The following is a 17,022-nucleotide window of genomic DNA, read 5'->3' as shown; positions in this document are numbered from 1 at the left end:
CGATAACTACAGGAGTTTCCTCTTGAGCAATCCCGGCCAGCCCATCGACATCCTCCTGGTGGAGGACGACCCCGGTGACGAATTGATGACTCGGGAAGCCTTCGAGGACAACAAGATAGGCAACACCCTGCACGTCGCGCACGACGGCCAGGAGGCCCTCGACTTCCTGTATCAGCAGGGCGAACACACGGGCGCCCCGCAACCGGATCTGATCCTGCTCGACCTGAATCTGCCGAGATACGACGGACGCCAGGTGCTCGAACGAATCAAGGCCGACCCGGAGCTGGCGCACATCCCGGTGGTCGTGCTGACCACCTCGGCGGCCGAGGAAGACATTCTGCGCAGCTACAAACTGCACGCCAACGCCTACGTGACGAAGCCGGTCGACTTGGACCAATTCGTCACGGCCATCAAGCACATCGACGACTTCTTCGTCCAGGTAGTCCGGCTGCCTCGGCAGCGCTGACGCACAGACGAGCGCTGCCCGGCACCTAGGCCGGGCGGCGCGGCTCCTGCACGGCGAGCGCCTCGGCCACGGTGTTGTGCACGCTGAGCAGCTTGTCCAACCCGGTCACCTCGATCGGCCTGCGCACCGGCGGCGAGGCGACCACCCGCAGCTGGCCGGACGGCAGTGCCTCCGCGGCGACGAGCAGCACGCTCAATCCGGCGGAGCCGAAGAATTCCACCTGAGACAGGTCCACGACCAGTGTGGTCGGCAGATCCCGGAGTACGTCATCCACCGCGGCCTGGAACTGTGGTGCGGATGCCATGTCGATTTCGCCGTTGAGCGACAGGATGCGCGCGGAATCGACCGAGCGCACGTCGAAGTCCAGGCTCTTGGCCTTCCCGTCCGCGCTCATCGAGCACACACCTGGACACCGATGCGGACGGCGCCATCGAGCGCCATTCGACCTCGGCTCGACCGAACTGAGCCCGCTACACCAAACCGGTTGCCTGGCATCGCCACTTCGCTACCTCCGACGCGTCGACCCTCCGCCCGCTCGAGCACGTGCGGAGATGATCCAACTGGCCAAACTACCGTAGGCCGACTCGGATTGCCGCGCCGCCTCGGCCCGCCGGGTTCCGGGAAATCTCAGCGCACCCGAGCGGGTCGCCGGTCCTCGGCGAAGTCGAGCTCGAGCGTCACGGGAATGACCTCGACCTCCAACGCTTCGCGCAGCCGCGTGACCGCGTGGCCCAGAATCTTGCGGCGCAGTTCGGCGATGTCGGCGGTCGGTTCCGCGGTCACCACCAGGTGCAATTCGGGTGCGGCGCGCCCGCCGGACAGCCAGGCCGAGGCGGACCGCACGCCCTCGTAGCTTTCGATGTCGGTGGCCACCGGAGCCGCCGCGATCGAGGACGCCAGCACCGTAGTCCCGGCTACTTCGGTGCCGCCGGTGCGCCAGGTGACCGACTTCGGCATCCGGAACACCTGCGCCACCAGCCAGCGCAGGCACAGCAGACCGAGCAGTACGGCGACGGCCACCGCGGCCCACAGCACCCAGGTGGGCGGCGCCGCGGTGCCGGGGACGAGGGTGTCGTCGGACCGGACCCAGCGCAGCCGCCCGTAGTGCGCGGCGACGGCCAGCAAGCCCGCGGCGAGCAACAGCACGCCGGTCAGCCCGAGCATGGTCCGGTTCAACGCGGCCGGACGGTTGGTGCGCGCCATCACGCCTCTCCTGTCTTCGGTCCGTGCAGCTTGGCTCGAACGCGACGCACCGGCGGTCCGATCTCCTGGACCCGGCGGGTGAGCGTCTCGCAGATCTCTTCGGGCAGCCCGTCGGCGCCGGTCCGATTGGTACGCGCCGACACCTTGACCGCTTTGCGGCGCAGCCGGATTCGTGCCGAGCTGACGCCGTCCACCGAGTCCGCGGTGCTGCGCAGTACCGTGCGCAAGCCGCCGCGGGTCACTCCGGCGGACATCCCGTCGTCGGTGGCGAGCGGCAGCACGGCGGCCCGGCCCGGCCACAGCGCCATCGCGAGCAGCACGAAGCCGAACACCATCGCCGCGACACCCACGGCGAGCACCGGCATGTCGTGCCAGGTCATGCCGTGCAGGTCAGTTGCGACGGTGTCGTAGGACAGATACTCGTGCGCGCCGACCAGACGCTGGATCAGCGACACCGCCACCGCGACACAGACGGCGAGCAGCAGCACCGCGACCACGATCGCCGGAATCACCCGGCGCGGCCTGCGTTTCACCGAACTCTCCTTCCGGCAACGGTTTCGGTGGTCAGCTCGGCCACCACGATGTCGATGCCGCTCACCGCGAGTCCGGTGAGCTCGCGCGTCCGGCGGGCCAGATGCGCGCGGCAGGCCTCGGTCACCCGGCCGATCGGCGACGGATACAGGATCGGTAGCCGGACATCGAGCGCGGTCCGGTTCGCGAAAACCCTTGCCTCGACCCGCACGTCGGCACCGACGCCCGCCACCTCGCGGGCGACCTGCGCGACGATCCGCTGGACCGCGCGCGGCGTCACCGTGGTGACGCCCGGATACTCGTCCGCGACGGCGGTCATCGCCTGCCCTTGCGCTGTGCCGATTGCAGCAGCCCGGTCAGGTCCAGCTCACCGTCGAGCCAGCGGCCGACCACCAGGCCGAGCACGGCGAACAGCAGCACGATGGTGAAGGCGCCGAATCCGCCGAACGCGCCGGCGAAGCCGAGCGCGAGACCGACCGCGAGGCAGATCGCTGTGGCGCTCATCTACTGCACCCGGCTGCTCGGCGCGGGCTCGTCGTCCTCGCCGGGGATGTACACGTCGTTGACGTTGATGTTGACCTCGACCACGTCGAGTCCGGTCATCTGCTCGATCGCGTTGATCACGTTGCGGCGCACCGCACGCGCCAATTCGGCGATGGCGACGCCGTATTCGACGACCAGCTCCAGGTCGACGGCGGCCTGGGTCTCCCCCACCTCGACCGAGACTCCTTGGCCGATACTGGCCGACGCGCCGGGGATGCGATCGCGGATGGCGCCGAACGCGCGGGCCGCGCCGCCGCCTAGGTCGTGCACGCCGCGCACCTCGCGCGCCGCGAGCCCGGCCACCTTCTGCACGACGATGTCGGCGATGGAGGTGGTGCCCTGGTCGCTGGCCAGCTTGCTGTCCTTCTCGGCGGGCGCGGCGGACGAAACCCGGTTCGCCGGCGCCTTGTCCGCGGGTGCCTTGGTGTCCGTGTTCTTGTCAGTCGTCGTGGTGGTGCTCATTGCTCCTCCTGATTTCCCTTGCGGTACAGCGGACATCGGCTTCATCTGGTTCGACACTCGTTCCGGCCGGATCGTCACGGTCCCGGCAGTGTGAGCTAGGTAACCCCCTGACTGCCGAAGGCTCCGGCGTCGAGCTCGGTCACCACCAGGCGCAGGCGCGCGTCGGACCACTCGGTCCCGGCCAACGCGGCGCGCACGGCGGCCGTGGTCTTCTCCAGCAGCGGCGCCAACGGCAGTTCGGCTGCGGCGACCCGCACGTCGATCCGGTCCGGCCCGACATCGACCGCGAATCCTCTTGCATCCCAGGGCCACCAGGCGGGGCCCTCCGCGCCGAGCGGTGTAGCGGGGCGAATACCGTCGATCGTGTCCAGCGCGCCCAGGATCACGGCGATGATGTCGCTGGTGGGGGTCACGGCCGCTCCGGCTCGATATCGAGAATGGCCACCGATACCTCGTCGACCGTCTGGCCCGTCTGTTCGAACACGACCCGCGAAACCTCCTGTTGCACGGCGTGACCGATCACCGCCGCCGCGCGGTCGGCCGAGATCACCACGTCCACTTGCACACTCAGCGCGCCCGAGGCGCTCCGGCGCACCCGCACACCCTGCGACGGCGCGGGGTCGGCACTGGTCAAGCGCTGCTTGCCGACTCGAACCAGCGACGAGACCAGGCCGCGCACACCGGGTTCCAGCCGGATCACGCCGGGCGTCGCGCACGCGGCCTGCGCGGCCACCGCGGCGACGACCGGTGCCTCGATCCGCACCTCGGAAAAAGCATCGGTCGTCATCGCCGCGCGCCCCCCGTTTCGTCTTCTTCGTAGATGTCGGCGACCACCAGATCCAGCGTCTCCAGCAGCAGTCCGACCTGGGCGGCGAGTGCCGCGGTGACCCGTTCGCGCACGAGCGGCAGCGCCTCGCCGACCGTGGTGTGCCCGAACCGGATGGCGACCGAGAGTTCGACGGCCACTCGGGTTTCCCCGTCCATCCCCATCCCGACCCGGCGCACCCGGCACTGCCTGGCGCGCACACCGGGCACCGAGTCGGCGGCGTAGCGCAGCACGGTGGCGACGGCTTGTTCGCTCACCTCGACCGTGCCCGGCGAGGGTGTCGGCAGGACCAGCGTCCGCCCACGCCGGGCCTCGGCGCGGACCGCGGACATGATGCGTCCGGTCAGATCGGGTGGCGCCGGATCCGGTTCGTCGATCAGTTCTTTGGTCGCCGCGCGCAGGGCCAGCAGGCTGTCCCTGGCGGCCCGGCAGTGCGGGCAGGTCGTCTCGTGTTCGTCGCCGAGACCGGCCTCGACCGCGTCGAGCCGATCCCAGACCTGTTCGATCTCGCGGCCGCAGGGCAGCCGGTAGTCCTGTTCTGTCGTTCCGTTCACCGCCATGGTTTCATCACCTCGGACAAGTGGGCTCGTGCTCGGGCTATCCGGCCGCGCACCGCCGTCGTGTTCACTTCGACGATGTCGCCGATCTCCTCGTAGGTCAGCCCGTGCACCTCGCGCAACAGCCAGCAGGCGCGCTGTTCGGGCGTGAGCAGCTGCAGCGCCGCGGTCAGCGCTTCCAGTTGGGTGCTCACCTGCACCGCGTGCTCGGGCTGGGTATCCGAGCGTGGTGATTCGGTGGTCTCGGGGTCCACCTCGACCGTGGGCCTGCGGGCCCGGATCACGTTCAGGCAGCGATTGGTCGTCATGCGATAGAGCCAGCCGACGAAGGCCGCGTCCTCGTTGAGCTGCGGTAGTCGGCGCCAGGCACCGAGAAAGACCTCCTGGACGACATCTTCGGCGTCGGATCGGTCGGCGAGCATCTTGACCGCGAGACGAAACATCTGGGCCTGATAGCGCAGTACTAACTGCTCATAGGCCCGCATATCGCCGTCGCGCGCCCTGCTCACCAGCGTCGCATCGTCGGGCGCGGTCTCGGCAACCGTCTCTGTCGTGGTCACAGCACCTCCTCCACCGCTCATCACTCAGACACCGGGGATTGGAAACCGTCACGGCCAGTATGACGTGATCGTTGTCTCATTGGTTGCTGCGTGCGCTTTGCGAAACGGCCGTGTCCTTACGACGTGTGCATCCAACCCGGATGTGCCGCGACACAGCGGAGGTTTCGAATGTCTCTGAGCGACAAGATCGGCAACAAGGTCGACGAGTTCGGTGGCAAGGCGAAGGAAGCCGCGGGCAACGCGACCGGCGACGACGATCTGCGCGCCGAAGGCAAGGCGGACCAGGTCGAATCCGCGGTCAAGGGCGCGGTCGAGAACGTCAAGGACGCCATCGGTGACGCGGTGGACAAGGCCAAGAACGCGCTGGGCAAGTAGCCCGGCCCGGGCGGTGTGCGGTCGCGAATACGGCCGCACACCGCCTGGCTCGAACAGGGGTATGACTAGATGATTGATTCCAAGGGGTGTGGTGCATGACGAGTCCACACACCTCCTGATGGATGATCACCCAGCCGCAGTGCTTGTTCCTCCGTGCTGAAGTGAAAGATTCTGCCCGACAGCAGCATTCGATGTGACGAAGTAGGCGAGGGCGCCGAAGATCAAGGTTGTGAGCAATGAAATCGACACCCTCGCCACTGCACTTTATGTCACGATCGACGACTTGGTGAAGACCCGCCCCGATCTGGCGCCTGCCCGCCCTCGGATCGGGTTCACCCCGCAGTTGACCGACGCCGAACTGGTGGCCCTGGCCGTGATGCAGGCCCTGCTGGGCTACCCCAACGAGCGCCGCTGGATGCGCTACGCCCGCAAACATCTACGGCATCTCTTCCGGTATCTGCCCCAGCAACCCGGCTACAACAAACGACTCCGCAAAGCCGCCGCCCTGATCACCGCCGCCATCCGGCACCTGGCCACCGACACAAGCCTGTGGACCGACGATGTATGGGTCGCCGATTCCACCCCGGTGGAATGCGGGCGCTCCCGCGAAACGGTGAAGCGCTCCGAACTGGCCGGATACGCCGAATACGGTTACTGCGCTTCGCATTCGCGCTTCTTCTGGGGCATGCGGCTGCACTTGATCGCCACCCTGGGTGGGCTGCCGATCGGTTTCGCTCTGACCGGCGCGAAAGCCGACGAACGCGAAACCCTGATGGGTATCCTGGCCGGTGACCCCGCCCTGGCCGCCCAACGACCGGGACAGACCCTGATCTGCGACAAGAACTATTTCGGTGCCGGGTTCGAGGCCGAGTTGGCCGCCACCGGGATCCAGCTGTTGCGGCCGGCTCGCAAGGGCGAAGCCGAACGACCTGGCGCCGCCCTGTTCAAACCATTACGGCAGGTCGTCGAGTCGATCAACCAGACGTTCAAAGCCCAACTCGATCTCGAACGCCACGGTGGACGCACCCTCAGCGGAGTCATAGTGCGTGTCCTGCAACGAATCCTGGCGATTACCGCCGCGATCTGGCACAACGACACCACCGGCGCACCGGTACACCGATCACTGACCGCCTACGACCACTGATCCCCTTGGAATCAATCATCTAGTGATTGATCAACGACCGACCAGAATCGCCGGTGTCGAACCGGGAACCGCAGTGCTGGCCGCGGCCACCTGCCTGGCGCTGACCATCGGCGTCGCCGCCATGACCGAGTCCGTGGTCGCGACTGTCGCCGCGTGCGTCAGCATCGTCGCCGGACTCGCGCTCGTGCTGATCATCCTGCCGCACAAGGTTTGACGCGACGGCCACGATGCCGGTCGGCATCGCGGCGCAACGTTACTTCCGCGGGCTGTCCAGCGCGTCCTCGACGGCCGCGAGGGCGTCGACCGGGGTGCGGTTCTGGCCCTTCTCGTTCTGGCCGAGCTGCGGCCAGCCGAAGCCCTGCGGGCCGAGCAGCTGGGTCCAGATCTCGCGGGTCTTGTCGAGCAGCTCGCGCTGCTCGAGCTCGTTCAATGCGGACATGAATTCCTCCTCTATTCCGACGCCGCAGGCCGCGGCGAAATCCTGGGGCGACATCTCGTAGGCGGCGTTCATGTCGCAATCGCCGAACGGCGGGCAGCCCTCGGGCAGGCCGCCGCCGAAGCCTTGGCCGTCGGTGTATTGGTGCGCGAGCTGGCCGGGCAGGTGCGGATTACGGCCGTAGCCCGCGCCGACCACACGCAATCCGTCCGGGCGGTCGGACCACATGCCGTAGAAATCGCCCTGGTTGGCATAGCCGATCACCCGCCGCCGGTCGCCGAGCCAGTCGGCGAGATTCCAGTACGCGGCGTTGATGCCGCCGGACTGGTCGCCGCCGGGATTGCCGCCCGCTTCGACGTCGATCATCGAGATCAGCCGCGGATGCGGACCACCCATCCGCGCTACCATCTCGCGGTGGGTTTCGACGGTCTCCAGCCAGTTCGGCCGCCAGTAGAAATACACGATGAAGCAGGCCAGCCGCCCCGAATCGACGGCCCGGCAAGCCCATTCGTAGTTCGCGCCGAAGTTCGGATCGCGGAAGTCGCCGTCGTTGGAGCGGAAGCTCAGGATTGCGTGCGGATAGGAATCGTCGACCGGCGATTGAAAATAGGACACGTCCGCGAAGAGACTGTCGACCATGTGATCTCCCTCGATTTCGTTTGCTCGAAATTCCCCCGAGTGGTCGTCGCACCGCACATCTCACCGATTCGACGCCGTGAGACGTCGATGAAACGTGGGTGAAGGGCGGGAACCGGAGACTCTTCCCTGTAGAGAAAGCGCCTGGTGTCCGTTCAGCGCGACGGACCAATGCTGTAGCTGGCCGGCCGTCCGGGGAAAGTCGTCGGTCTGGTCAGCGAACCAGGCGTTCCATTTGTTGGACCGGGAGCGATAAGCAGCACGTGCTCGGTTCGTTGCAGTATCTGCATGGGAGGACAGAGAGTGAGCGAAGCGACGATGGAGAAGGCGGCCATGGGGGGCCGCGGCGTGCTCGAGGGGGCATTTGCCCTGTTGGAGGCCCTCGCGCACGGCGACGAGCTGGGCTTGACCCAGCTGGCGTCGACTGCCGGACTACCGAAGGCCACGGCCTATCGGTTACTCAATCAATTGGTGGTGGAAGGAGCGGTACAACGCCGCAGCGGCCGGTATCAGATCGGGCCCCGGGTGTTCCGGCTCGGGCAGACCTGGCAACCGGCCCGAATGCTGCGGTCCGCCTCGGCCCGGCCGCTCGGGCAGCTGACGGCGGCGACGGATCGGGGCGGTTTCAGCCTGTCGGTGACCGATCGGGGGCACACGATGCTGATCGGCGGCATCGGGCGCGAGATCGATGAGATCTTTCCGCTGCGTGCCGGGGTGTTGCTGCCATCGGGCACCGCCGCCGAGCAGGTGCTGGCTATCGGGCATCCGAATCACCTACCACCCGAGGGTTTTTCGACCCGCGAGTGGAGTCGTCAGATCACCCTGACGCGGGAACGCGGACTGGCCTACGACACCGACCTGAGCCGGTTCGGGCTGGCCTGTGTCGCGGCGCCGGTGCGCGGGCCCGCCGGTGAGGTCGTCGCCGCGCTGGCGGGGACCGTCGGCGAGCTGAGTCGGCTGCCCGCGATGGCGGAGGCGGTGCTGCGGGCGGCGGGGCTGGTGAGTGCCAATCTCACCAGGCTGCTCCGATCACAGGGAGTCATGTCGCTCTGAAGGTGGAGAGCCGTCAGGGTGTCGCCCAGGCAGTTGGACGACACCCCGACGGCTCGCCTTGTGTCGGGCCACCGATCAAGCGTGTGAAATGCCGCCGCACCAGACTCGGGCGATGGCGCGGGTGGCGTGGATGTCGGCGAGCGGATCACCGTCGATGAGGACGAGATCGGCGCGCAGGCCGGGGGCGATGGTGCCACGGTCGGGCAGGCCGAAGTACTGGGCGGGCAGGGCGGTCGCGGAGCGCAGGGCTTCCGCCGGGGGTAGTCCGGCGGTGACGAGTAGCTCCAGTTCGCGGTGCAGCGAGTCGCCGTGCGGCGGCTGGTATGGGACGCCAGGCTCGCTGTTGGCGTCGCTGCCCGCGAGGATGGGCACACCGGCGGCGTGCAGGGTCGCGACGCTGGCCAGGCTGTCGGCGAAACCGAGGCGGCCCAATGCTTTTGCGATGCCCTGCATCATGACCAGGGTCGGCGCGGCGACTCGGCCTTCCGCCGCCATCCTGCGCACGTCCTCCGCCGGTAGCTGACCGTCCGACGGAATGTGCGTGATGATGTCGGCCCCCGCGTCCAATGCGAGAGTGTAGGCGCCTAACGACGCCGCGTGCGCGACGACTTGCAGATCCTTGGCATGTGCCGCCGCGACAACAGCTTTGGCGGCGGCCTCGTCGGGACCGCCCTCGCCCGGCGCTTCCAGCACGAGCTTGATGTAGTCCGACCCGGCCGCGGCGCGCTCGGCGACCATCGCCTCGGCCTCCTCCGGACCGTGGATGACCGCGTGCTCGGCCAGGCCGGGAATCCGGACGTGGGTGCCGCCCCCGCCGATGATCGGCGTTCCCGCACTGCGAATGTCGGTGGTACCCGGCCGGTTACGCAGGGCCGCGAGGCGCTCGGGCGGCCAGGTGGTCATGTCGAGTGCCGTGGTCACGCCGTGCGCGGCGAGCTGGTCGAGCGACTCCGTCCCGGCCAGATGGACGTGCGCGTCGATCAGGCCGGGCAGCAGGATCGCGCCGTGCCCGTCGACCCGGTCGGCGCCGTCGGCCTCGGTGCCGATCACCGCCCCGTCGATCACCACCGTGGTCGGCTCGGTCAGGCCGTGGCCATCGAAGACGCGAACGTTGTGCAGGGCGGTTTTACCGATCGCTGGGGAGTCGACGGTCACGCAAGCCTCCGGTGCGGGTAGTCCGTGCAGCGGCGGGGTGCGACCGCTCCGCTAGGGAACGTTAGTAGCCGACCGCGAGTTTGTCCGCACACGAAGTGATAACGCATTGTTCTTCTGAAGGCACTGTTCGATATCGGTCATGCGGTTCGGCTATTCGGCAATCCGCGCACCCGTTTCCGGATGGAAAAGGTGCACCGCGGCGGGGTCGGTGACCGTCAGGTTGACGGATTCGGCGAGCTTCGCGGGCGACCTGATTCCCGAGCGGGCCACGAACATGAACGACTCGCCGTCGAGGCCGGTGACCTTGGTGTCGGAAGGCCGGGCGTAGACATAGGATTCGCTGCCGAGCTCCTCGATCAGTTCCACGGTAACGGCGAAACCGCTTCCGTCCCGGTGCAGTTCGAGCTGTTCGGGGCGGATGCCGACGGTGACGGTTTCCAGGCCGTCCGCGCCCAGCCGGGCCATCCGGTCGCGCGGCAATTCCAGTGTGGCGCCCGCGATCTCGACGCCGCCGGGGACGATCGGCGCGGTGCACAGGTTCATCGACGGCGAGCCGATGAAGCCCGCGACGAACGCGGTGGCGGGGCGGTCGTAGAGCTCGGCGGGGGTGCTGAACTGTTGCAGTCGGCCGTCGCGCAGCACCGCGACGCGGTCACCCATGGTCATGGCCTCGACCTGGTCGTGCGTGACGTAGACGGTGGTGGTGCCGAGACGCCGTTGCAGGGCGGCGATTTGGGTGCGCGTCTGCACGCGCAGCTTGGCGTCGAGATTGCTCAGCGGCTCGTCCATGCAGAAGACGCGCGGCTCCCGGACGATCGCGCGGCCCATCGCGACCCGTTGACGTTGGCCGCCGGACAGTTTCGCCGGTTTGCGGTCCAGGTACGGGGTGAGGCCGAGCAGTTCGGCGGCCTCGGCGACGCGGCGTTTGCGTTCGGACAGCGGCACTTTGAGCATCTTGAGTGCGAAACCCATGTTCTCGCCGACGGTCTTGTTCGGGTAGAGCGCGTAGTTCTGGAAGACCATGGCGATGTCGCGGTCCTTGGACGGGACGCCGACCATGTCGGCGCCGTCGATGCGGATCGATCCGGCGTCGATCTCTTCCAGACCGGCGAGCATGCGCAGCGCGGTGGACTTGCCGGAGCCGGAAGGTCCGACCAGGACGATGAATTCGCCGTCGGCGATGTCCAGGTCGAGCGAGTCGACCGCGAGGGTGTCCGCGCCGGGATAGACGCAGGAAGCCGAGTCGTAACGAATGGTGGCCATGAGTTTTCCTTACTTGATGGCGCCGAACGAGAGACCGCGCACCAGCTTGTTCTGCGCGATCCAACCGGCCAGGACAACGGGCAGCGCGGTGAGCACCGCGGCGGCGGACAGCCGGGCCCAGTACAGGCCCTCCCCCGTGATGAAGCCGACCAGGAACACCGGAATCGTCTGGGCCTGAACGGCGGTCAGGTTCACCGCGAAGAAGAATTCGTTCCACGAGAAGATGACGCAGATCAGCGCGGTCGCGGCGATGCCTGGCGAGACCAGCGGCAGGATCACCTCGCGCACACCGGTCCAGGTGCTCGCGCCGTCCATGCTCGCGGCCTCGAGCAGCTCGCTGGGTACCTCGAGGAAGAACGAGCGCATCATCCAGACCGCGATCGGCAAGTTCATCGCGGTGTAGAGGATGACCAGGGCCCAGATGTTGTCCAGCAGACCGATATCGCCGACGATCACGTACAGCGGCACGATCGCCGCGACGACCGGCAGCATCTTGGTGCCGATGAAGAAGAACAGCGCGTCCTGGGTTCGGCGCACCGGGCGCAGCGACAGCGCGAACGCGGCGGGCAGGCCGAGGACGAGCACCAGGATCGTGGACATCGCGGTGGCGAAGGTGGAGTTCAGCAGCGTGGTGCCGATGCCGCTGTCCAGCACCGCGGAGAACTGGTCGAGGGTCGGGGTGAAGAACAGCTTCGGCGGGTCGGTGTAGGCGTCGCCCTCTTGCTTGAAGGCCGTCAGCACCATCCACAGCACCGGGAAGAAGAAGCCGATGCCGACCGCCCAGGCCAGCGCGCTCCAGAACATCCCCGCCTTGCTGCGGCGCCTGCGCACCTTGGTGGCGGGTTTCTCGTCGAGGGTAGGCGCAGTCATGCTGCTTCCTCTTTTCCGGTGAAGGACTTGAACAGCAGCCGCAACGCCAGGGTGGCGACCACGGTGGTGGCGATGACGGTGACGACACCCATCGCGGCCGCCTGGCCGATGTCGAAGCCGAGGAACGCGCGCTGGTAGATGTAGAACGGCAGGTTGGAGCTGGCGATGCCGGGACCGCCCGAGGTCATCATGTAGACCGCGTCGAAGGTGTTGACCAAGTAGATGGCGCCGAGCACCGCGCCCAGTTCGATGAACCGGCGCAGGTGCGGCAGCGTGAGTTCACGGAAGACGGCGAAGGAGTTGGCGCCGTCGACCTTCGCGGCCTCCACGATGTCGCGCGGCATGGACTGCAACCCGGCCAGGATGAGCAGCATCATGAACGGGGTCCACTGCCACACCAGATCCGCCATCACGGCGGGCAGCGGGTACTTGCTCACCCAGTCGACCTGGCCGACGCCGAAGGGTTTCAGTACGAAGTTGATCAGGCCGAAGACCGGGTCGAGCATGGTGGTCTTCCAAATGAGCGCGGCCGCAACGGGAGTCACCAGGAACGGGGTGATCAGCAGGGTGCGCACGACGCCGCGGCCGAAGAACGCGCGGTCGAGCAGCAGCGCGAGCAGCAGGCCGAGGATCACCGAGATGATGACGGTACCGACGATCATGATCACCGTGTTGAGCGCGACCTCCCGGAACTGGCTGTCCCGGAACACATCCGCGTAGTTCTGCAAGCCGTTGAAGTGCCGGGAGCCCGGGCGCACGAGGTTCCACGACTGGGTCGAGTAGTACAGCGTGAAGACGAACGGCACCTGGGTGACGACGAGCATGAAGATCAGCGCGGGCAGCAGCGGGCCGCGGCGGCGCCAACCCTCGGCGCGCGAGATGTGGTCGCGCCGGGAGACGAGCGGGGGTGGCGGGGCGGCGGGCGCCGCGCTGGATGCCGCTGGGGCGGTGGTGGTTTCGGACATGATTACTGGCTCTCTCGATACGACTTGCCGACCACCTCGGCGTACTGCTGAGCTTGGTCGAGGGCGTCGCGGACGCTGATCCGGCCGGCGATCGCGGCGCTGATCTGCTGGCTCACCCGGGTGCCCAGATCCTGGAATTCCGGGATGGTGATGAATTGGATGCCGGTGTAGGGAACCGGTTGCACGCCTGGGTGTTCCGGGTCGACACCTTCCATTGCCGACAAGGTGAGCGGCCCATAGGCTTTCGATGCTTCCCTGTACTCCGGAATCTGGTAGGTCGACAGGCGGCTGCCCGGTGGGACGTGCGACCAGCCGAGCTTCTCGCCGACCATCTTGATGTAGGGCTTGCTGGTCATCCAGGAGACGAATTTCCAGGCGGCGTCGGGCTTTTCGCTGGTCTTCGGAATGCCGAGGGACCAGGTGTAGAGCCACCCGGAGTTGGGCTTCTGCTGGACCGGGGCGAGCGCGTAGCCGATCTTGCCGACCACCTTGCTGGACGCGGGATCTTCCAGCACGCCGACGGCGGAGGTGGCGTCGTACCACATCGCGGTGTTGCCCTGGGAGAGTTGCGTTGCGCATTCGCCGAAGCCGCTGGTGGCCGCGCCCGGCTCACCGTGCTTGCGCACCAGGTCGATGTAGAACTGCACGGCGCGAACAACTTCGGGGCTGTTCAGCTGGGCGTGCCAGTTCTCGTCGAACCAGCGGCCGCCGAAGGTGTTGATCACGGTGTTGAGCGGGGCGAGCGTCTCACCCCAGCCGGGCTTGCCGCGCAGGCAGATACCGGAGCGACCGTGGTCGGGGTCGTCGAGTTTCGCTGCGGCGTCGGCGACCTGGTCCCAGGTCGGTTCGGCGGGCATGGTGAGCCCGGCCTGTTCGAACAGGTCCTTGCGGTACATCAGGAACGAGGACTCGCCGTAGAACGGCACCGAGTACATATCCCCCTGGTACGACAACGACTTCTGCAGCGACGGGATGAAGTCCTGCTCGTCGTAGCCGGGGGTGTTGCGGGCGTAGGTGGACAGGTCGGTCAGCCAGCCGTTGGCGGCCCACTGCGGGGTCTCGTAGTTGCTGATCATCACGACGTCGAATTCGCCGCCGTGCGTGGCGACCGACGCGGTGATCTTGGCGCGCGCCTCGTTCTCCGACAGCGATACGAATTTCAGCTTGATGCCCGGGTTTTCGCGTTCGAACTCGCCGGACAGCGCAATCGCGTCCTGCATCTGCGAGTTCGACACCATGGCGATGGTGACGGTGTCGCCGCCGCCGGAACTGAAGGATCCGGCGCCCGCGCAGCCTGCCGCGGCGAGGACGGCCGAAATGGCCAGTGCCAGTGCGTGTCTTCTCATCGTGCTATGCCTCGACCACGTCATCGGCCAGGGCCTCCTTCTGTTCCAGCAGCCACCGCGCGCATTCGATGTCGGTGACGAGGATCTTGGCCAGCCCGCCGCGCAGCACTGCGAGGGTGGCCTCATGTTTGACTTCCCCGCCCGCGATCAGCAAGGAGGAGTTGCAGGCGCGCACAGCATCGAGACTCACCGAAACTGTGCGTGCGGCAAGCGATCCCGCGACATCGCGGCCGTCGGCGCGGAAGAATCGGCCGCCGATCTCGCCGACGGCGCCGAGACCGCGCAGCTCGTCGAGGATGGCGGTGTCGAGGTAGCTGCCCTCGAACAGGGTGGTCGCGGTGGAGACGGTGCCGACGCCGAACATCATCACGTCGGCGTTGCGGCCGAGCGCCATGGGGTGGCCGAGCAGCGAATCCTGTTCCAGCGCGGTCACGGTCGCCGCGTCGGCATAGAGCGGCGCGTTCAGGCGGACGGGGGTGGCCTGTAGGACGGTGGCGCAGCGGCCGAGGGTGTAGTCGACGCCGGTTTGGTAGTCGACCGAGGTCATCGATCCGTCGAGTTGCACGACCGTGGCGCAGCGGGCGGACTTGGTGCGTAGTTCGCGGGCGACGGCGATTGTCTCTGGGCCCCAGGTGAATCCGAGGGTGGCCTGGGGTTGGAGCCGCCGGGCCAGCACGCTGACGGCGGCGCGGGCCAGTGGCAGCAGACCCGATGGGGAGCCGTCGGGTACGTCGCGGAGGACGACGGCCTCGGTGAGTCCGAATGCTCGCTCGAGATCGGTTTCGAGGTCGGTGTGTACCGAGTCGCGCATGTCGTCGGGGACGCTGATCTCGATGCGGACCAGGCCCTGCGCGCGGGCCCTGGCGATGAGCCTGCCCGCTGTCGGGCGCGAAACACCGAGTTTGGCGGCGATTTCGGCTTGGGTGGCGCCCTCGAGGTGGTAGAGCTGCGCGGCTCGTAGGGCGAGCCGGACGTCGTCGGGCGTACCCGGGCGGGAAGGGGCGGTGGCCACACGCCCTCCTCAATGAGCCTGAGCATATGCTCAGCATGTGAACTACTGCTCACAGAGGGTACCATCCGAAGTGTGACGTACACAACACTGGTGGGGTAGTTATGACTTGGGACACAGGAGTTCCGCTGCGTGCCGCGACCGTGCGGGACCTCGACTCCGGCATTGCGGTACCGACCTACGACCGGTCGGGAATCACCACCGGCATAGTGCATTTCGGTGTCGGTGGGTTTCATCGCGCGCATCAGGCGATGTATATCGATCGGCTGCTCGAACGCGGAGCGGCGCGCGAGTGGGGCATCTGCGGGGTGGGCGTGCTGCCCGCCGATCGGCGGATGCGCGATGCGCTGACCGAGCAGGACGGTCTGTACACGTTGTCGGTGCTGGGACCGGACGGCAGCTGGAATACGCGGGTGATCGGTTCGATCGTCGAGTACCTGTTCGCGCCGGACGATCCCGAGGCGGTGCTGGAGAAGCTGGCCGATCCGGCCACCCGCATCGTCTCGCTCACGGTCACCGAGGGCGGCTACCACTTCTCGGCGACCACCGGCGCGTTCGATGTCGACGATCCGGATATCCGGGCCGACCTCGCGCCGAATGCGTTGCCCGCCACCATCTTCGGGCTGATCACCGAGGGGCTGGCCAGGCGGCGGGCGCGCGGCATCGCGCCGTTCACGGTGATGTCGTGCGACAACATCGAGGGCAACGGGCATGTCGCGCACGACACGTTCAGTACGTTCGCCCGGCTACGCGACCGTGAGCTCGGCGAGTGGGTCGAGCGGGAGGTGCGGTTCCCGAACTCGATGGTGGATCGGATCACGCCGATGACACCGCCCGAGGCCGCGGCTCAGGTCGTGCGGCGATACGGGGTGGTGGATCGGTGGCCGGTGGTGACGGAGCCGTTCACACAGTGGGTGCTGGAGGATTCGTTCACGCTCGGGCGACCGGATTACGACGAGGTCGGCGTGCAACTGGTCGATGATGTCGCGCCGTACGAGTTGATGAAATTGCGGCTGCTGAATGCCAGTCATCAGGCGCTGGCGTACTTCGGGTATCTCAGCGGCTATCGGCTGGTGCACGACGCGGCGCAGGATCCGGTGTTTCGCCGATTCCTGTTGCGGTACATGGACATCGAGGCGACACCGACCTTGCGGCCGGTGCCCGGCGTCGATCTCGACCAGTACAAGCAGACGTTGATCGAGCGGTTCTCCAATCCGGCGATCGGCGACACCGTGGCGCGGCTGTGCGCGGAATCATCCGATCGGATACCGAAGTGGGTGCTGCCGGTGATTCGGCAGCGGCTCGCGGCGAACGGCGAGATCACCTGCGCGGCCGCGATTGTCGCCAGTTGGGCGCGGTACGCGGAGGGGATCGATGAACAGGACGAGCCGATCGACATCGTCGACCGGCTGCGCGATCGGCTGGTCCCGCTGGCTCGTCGGCAACGGGACGATCGCACCGCATTCCTCAGTGAGCGTTCGGTTTTCGGTAATCTGATCGACGAGCCGCGGTTCGTGAGTGCCTATGTCGCGGCGTTGGATTCGTTGTACGCCAAGGGGGCTCGCGCAACGGTCGCGGAGCTGGCGGGTTAGCCGGTTCCGACGTTGTGACAGAGACCGGAC

Annotated in this window: 23 protein-coding genes; 6 read left to right on the top strand and 17 right to left on the bottom strand. The window is 67.3% G+C overall.

Going from position 1 to position 17,022, the window contains the following annotated elements:
* The first annotated feature begins 22 nt into the window (after nt 1-22).
* A complete protein-coding gene (locus tag ACQPW1_RS17765) occupies nt 23-466 on the top strand; it encodes a response regulator (RefSeq protein WP_433663784.1) in 444 nt (147 codons plus the stop codon).
* 25 nt (nt 467-491) lie between these two features.
* Here ACQPW1_RS17765 and ACQPW1_RS17760 read toward each other — a convergent pair whose 3' ends face one another.
* From ACQPW1_RS17760 to ACQPW1_RS17715, 10 genes are all read right to left on the bottom strand, one after another.
* A complete protein-coding gene (locus tag ACQPW1_RS17760; protein WP_433663783.1) occupies nt 492-860 on the bottom strand; it encodes an STAS domain-containing protein in 369 nt (122 codons plus the stop codon).
* A gap of 233 nt (nt 861-1,093) precedes the next feature.
* Nucleotides 1,094-1,669 carry an alkaline shock response membrane anchor protein AmaP gene (locus ACQPW1_RS17755; RefSeq protein ID WP_433663782.1) on the bottom strand — a complete coding sequence of 192 codons (576 nt, stop codon included), beginning with the start codon at nt 1,667-1,669 and terminating at the stop codon, nt 1,094-1,096.
* Complete coding sequence (locus ACQPW1_RS17750) at nt 1,669-2,202, bottom strand: DUF6286 domain-containing protein (RefSeq protein ID WP_433663781.1); 534 nt, start codon at nt 2,200-2,202, stop codon at nt 1,669-1,671. Before ACQPW1_RS17750 ends, ACQPW1_RS17755 begins: the two co-directional genes overlap by 1 nt.
* Nucleotides 2,199-2,519 (bottom strand): Asp23/Gls24 family envelope stress response protein, encoded by a 321-nt coding sequence (locus tag ACQPW1_RS17745; protein ID WP_433663780.1) that lies wholly within the window; start codon nt 2,517-2,519, stop codon nt 2,199-2,201. Before ACQPW1_RS17745 ends, ACQPW1_RS17750 begins: the two co-directional genes overlap by 4 nt.
* Complete coding sequence (locus ACQPW1_RS17740) at nt 2,516-2,704, bottom strand: hypothetical protein (RefSeq protein ID WP_433663779.1); 189 nt, start codon at nt 2,702-2,704, stop codon at nt 2,516-2,518. The genes ACQPW1_RS17745 and ACQPW1_RS17740 overlap by 4 nt, the downstream gene beginning before the upstream one ends.
* A complete protein-coding gene (locus ACQPW1_RS17735; protein WP_433663778.1) occupies nt 2,705-3,205 on the bottom strand; it encodes an Asp23/Gls24 family envelope stress response protein in 501 nt (166 codons plus the stop codon).
* A 95-nt stretch (nt 3,206-3,300) separates the two neighbouring features.
* A complete protein-coding gene (locus ACQPW1_RS17730; RefSeq protein ID WP_433663777.1) occupies nt 3,301-3,618 on the bottom strand; it encodes a hypothetical protein in 318 nt (105 codons plus the stop codon).
* Entirely contained in the window at nt 3,615-3,992 is a 378-nt protein-coding gene (locus ACQPW1_RS17725) for an Asp23/Gls24 family envelope stress response protein (protein ID WP_433663776.1), read from the bottom strand. Before ACQPW1_RS17725 ends, ACQPW1_RS17730 begins: the two co-directional genes overlap by 4 nt.
* Nucleotides 3,989-4,591 (bottom strand): Asp23/Gls24 family envelope stress response protein, encoded by a 603-nt coding sequence (locus ACQPW1_RS17720; protein ID WP_433663775.1) that lies wholly within the window; start codon nt 4,589-4,591, stop codon nt 3,989-3,991. Before ACQPW1_RS17720 ends, ACQPW1_RS17725 begins: the two co-directional genes overlap by 4 nt.
* Nucleotides 4,582-5,148 carry an RNA polymerase sigma factor gene (locus ACQPW1_RS17715; protein WP_433663774.1) on the bottom strand — a complete coding sequence of 189 codons (567 nt, stop codon included), beginning with the start codon at nt 5,146-5,148 and terminating at the stop codon, nt 4,582-4,584. The genes ACQPW1_RS17720 and ACQPW1_RS17715 overlap by 10 nt, the downstream gene beginning before the upstream one ends.
* A 168-nt stretch (nt 5,149-5,316) precedes the next feature.
* On the opposite strand from ACQPW1_RS17715, the gene ACQPW1_RS17710 reads away from it, so the two are divergent.
* The 3 genes from ACQPW1_RS17710 to ACQPW1_RS17700 all read left to right on the top strand — a co-directional run bounded on the left by ACQPW1_RS17710 (nt 5,317) and on the right by ACQPW1_RS17700 (nt 6,881).
* Nucleotides 5,317-5,523 carry a CsbD family protein gene (locus ACQPW1_RS17710; RefSeq protein ID WP_107655425.1) on the top strand — a complete coding sequence of 69 codons (207 nt, stop codon included), beginning with the start codon at nt 5,317-5,319 and terminating at the stop codon, nt 5,521-5,523.
* A 229-nt stretch (nt 5,524-5,752) separates the two neighbouring features.
* Nucleotides 5,753-6,667: an IS982 family transposase gene (locus ACQPW1_RS17705; protein WP_433654482.1), complete on the top strand. Its 915-nt coding sequence runs from the start codon at nt 5,753-5,755 to the stop codon at nt 6,665-6,667.
* A 22-nt stretch (nt 6,668-6,689) separates the two neighbouring features.
* On the top strand, nt 6,690-6,881 hold the full coding sequence (locus tag ACQPW1_RS17700) for a hypothetical protein (protein WP_433663773.1): 192 nt from the start codon (nt 6,690-6,692) through the stop codon (nt 6,879-6,881).
* A 39-nt stretch (nt 6,882-6,920) separates the two neighbouring features.
* Here ACQPW1_RS17700 and ACQPW1_RS17695 read toward each other — a convergent pair whose 3' ends face one another.
* Nucleotides 6,921-7,742, bottom strand: coding sequence for a hypothetical protein (locus ACQPW1_RS17695; RefSeq protein WP_433663772.1), 822 nt, complete (start codon nt 7,740-7,742; stop codon nt 6,921-6,923).
* A gap of 300 nt (nt 7,743-8,042) precedes the next feature.
* Here ACQPW1_RS17695 and ACQPW1_RS17690 point away from each other — a divergent pair, with 300 nt between their 5' ends.
* On the top strand, nt 8,043-8,792 hold the full coding sequence (locus ACQPW1_RS17690) for an IclR family transcriptional regulator (RefSeq protein WP_433663771.1): 750 nt from the start codon (nt 8,043-8,045) through the stop codon (nt 8,790-8,792).
* 75 nt (nt 8,793-8,867) lie between these two features.
* Here ACQPW1_RS17690 and ACQPW1_RS17685 read toward each other — a convergent pair whose 3' ends face one another.
* The 6 genes from ACQPW1_RS17685 to ACQPW1_RS17660 all read right to left on the bottom strand — a co-directional run bounded on the left by ACQPW1_RS17685 (nt 8,868) and on the right by ACQPW1_RS17660 (nt 15,403).
* Nucleotides 8,868-9,947 (bottom strand): amidohydrolase family protein, encoded by a 1,080-nt coding sequence (locus ACQPW1_RS17685; protein ID WP_433663770.1) that lies wholly within the window; start codon nt 9,945-9,947, stop codon nt 8,868-8,870.
* A gap of 150 nt (nt 9,948-10,097) precedes the next feature.
* Nucleotides 10,098-11,210: an ABC transporter ATP-binding protein gene (locus tag ACQPW1_RS17680; RefSeq protein WP_433663769.1), complete on the bottom strand. Its 1,113-nt coding sequence runs from the start codon at nt 11,208-11,210 to the stop codon at nt 10,098-10,100.
* A gap of 9 nt (nt 11,211-11,219) precedes the next feature.
* Nucleotides 11,220-12,080, bottom strand: a complete 861-nt coding sequence (locus ACQPW1_RS17675; protein ID WP_433663768.1) for a carbohydrate ABC transporter permease — start codon at nt 12,078-12,080, stop codon at nt 11,220-11,222.
* The gene (locus ACQPW1_RS17670) at nt 12,077-13,045 is read right to left on the bottom strand and encodes a carbohydrate ABC transporter permease (protein WP_433663767.1); all 969 of its coding nucleotides are present in this window, start codon (nt 13,043-13,045) and stop codon (nt 12,077-12,079) included. Before ACQPW1_RS17670 ends, ACQPW1_RS17675 begins: the two co-directional genes overlap by 4 nt.
* 2 nt (nt 13,046-13,047) lie before the next feature.
* On the bottom strand, nt 13,048-14,391 hold the full coding sequence (locus ACQPW1_RS17665; RefSeq protein ID WP_433663766.1) for an ABC transporter substrate-binding protein: 1,344 nt from the start codon (nt 14,389-14,391) through the stop codon (nt 13,048-13,050).
* A 4-nt stretch (nt 14,392-14,395) separates the two neighbouring features.
* Nucleotides 14,396-15,403, bottom strand: coding sequence for a sugar-binding transcriptional regulator (locus ACQPW1_RS17660; protein WP_433663765.1), 1,008 nt, complete (start codon nt 15,401-15,403; stop codon nt 14,396-14,398).
* A 101-nt stretch (nt 15,404-15,504) separates the two neighbouring features.
* Here ACQPW1_RS17660 and ACQPW1_RS17655 point away from each other — a divergent pair, with 101 nt between their 5' ends.
* Entirely contained in the window at nt 15,505-16,992 is a 1,488-nt protein-coding gene (locus tag ACQPW1_RS17655; protein WP_433663764.1) for a mannitol dehydrogenase family protein, read from the top strand.
* The last annotated feature ends 30 nt before the right edge of the window (nt 16,993-17,022 follow it).

Origin of the sequence: Nocardia sp. CA-128927 (assembly GCF_050955855.1) — a bacterium.
Classification (GTDB): domain Bacteria; phylum Actinomycetota; class Actinomycetes; order Mycobacteriales; family Mycobacteriaceae; genus Nocardia.
The sequence above is the reverse complement of the archived record's forward strand: the minus strand, read 5'-3'. Positions and strand labels throughout refer to the sequence as shown.

Excerpts from the sequence above, each read along its gene's own strand:
- ACQPW1_RS17725 (WP_433663776.1), bottom strand. The coding sequence starts at position 3,992 with ATGACGACCGATGCTTTTTCCGAGGTGCGGATCGAGGCACCGGTCGTC.
- ACQPW1_RS17760 (WP_433663783.1), bottom strand. The coding sequence starts at position 860 with ATGAGCGCGGACGGGAAGGCCAAGAGCCTGGACTTCGACGTGCGCTCG.
- ACQPW1_RS17665 (WP_433663766.1), bottom strand. The coding sequence starts at position 14,391 with ATGAGAAGACACGCACTGGCACTGGCCATTTCGGCCGTCCTCGCCGCG.
- ACQPW1_RS17675 (WP_433663768.1), bottom strand. The coding sequence starts at position 12,080 with ATGACTGCGCCTACCCTCGACGAGAAACCCGCCACCAAGGTGCGCAGG.
- ACQPW1_RS17680 (WP_433663769.1), bottom strand. The coding sequence starts at position 11,210 with ATGGCCACCATTCGTTACGACTCGGCTTCCTGCGTCTATCCCGGCGCG.
- ACQPW1_RS17755 (WP_433663782.1), bottom strand. The coding sequence starts at position 1,669 with ATGGCGCGCACCAACCGTCCGGCCGCGTTGAACCGGACCATGCTCGGG.
- ACQPW1_RS17740 (WP_433663779.1), bottom strand. The coding sequence starts at position 2,704 with ATGAGCGCCACAGCGATCTGCCTCGCGGTCGGTCTCGCGCTCGGCTTC.
- ACQPW1_RS17735 (WP_433663778.1), bottom strand. The coding sequence starts at position 3,205 with ATGAGCACCACCACGACGACTGACAAGAACACGGACACCAAGGCACCC.
- ACQPW1_RS17695 (WP_433663772.1), bottom strand. The coding sequence starts at position 7,742 with ATGGTCGACAGTCTCTTCGCGGACGTGTCCTATTTTCAATCGCCGGTC.
- ACQPW1_RS17655 (WP_433663764.1), top strand. The coding sequence starts at position 15,505 with ATGACTTGGGACACAGGAGTTCCGCTGCGTGCCGCGACCGTGCGGGAC.
- ACQPW1_RS17670 (WP_433663767.1), bottom strand. The coding sequence starts at position 13,045 with ATGTCCGAAACCACCACCGCCCCAGCGGCATCCAGCGCGGCGCCCGCC.
- ACQPW1_RS17745 (WP_433663780.1), bottom strand. The coding sequence starts at position 2,519 with ATGACCGCCGTCGCGGACGAGTATCCGGGCGTCACCACGGTGACGCCG.
- ACQPW1_RS17720 (WP_433663775.1), bottom strand. The coding sequence starts at position 4,591 with ATGGCGGTGAACGGAACGACAGAACAGGACTACCGGCTGCCCTGCGGC.
- ACQPW1_RS17710 (WP_107655425.1), top strand. The coding sequence starts at position 5,317 with ATGTCTCTGAGCGACAAGATCGGCAACAAGGTCGACGAGTTCGGTGGC.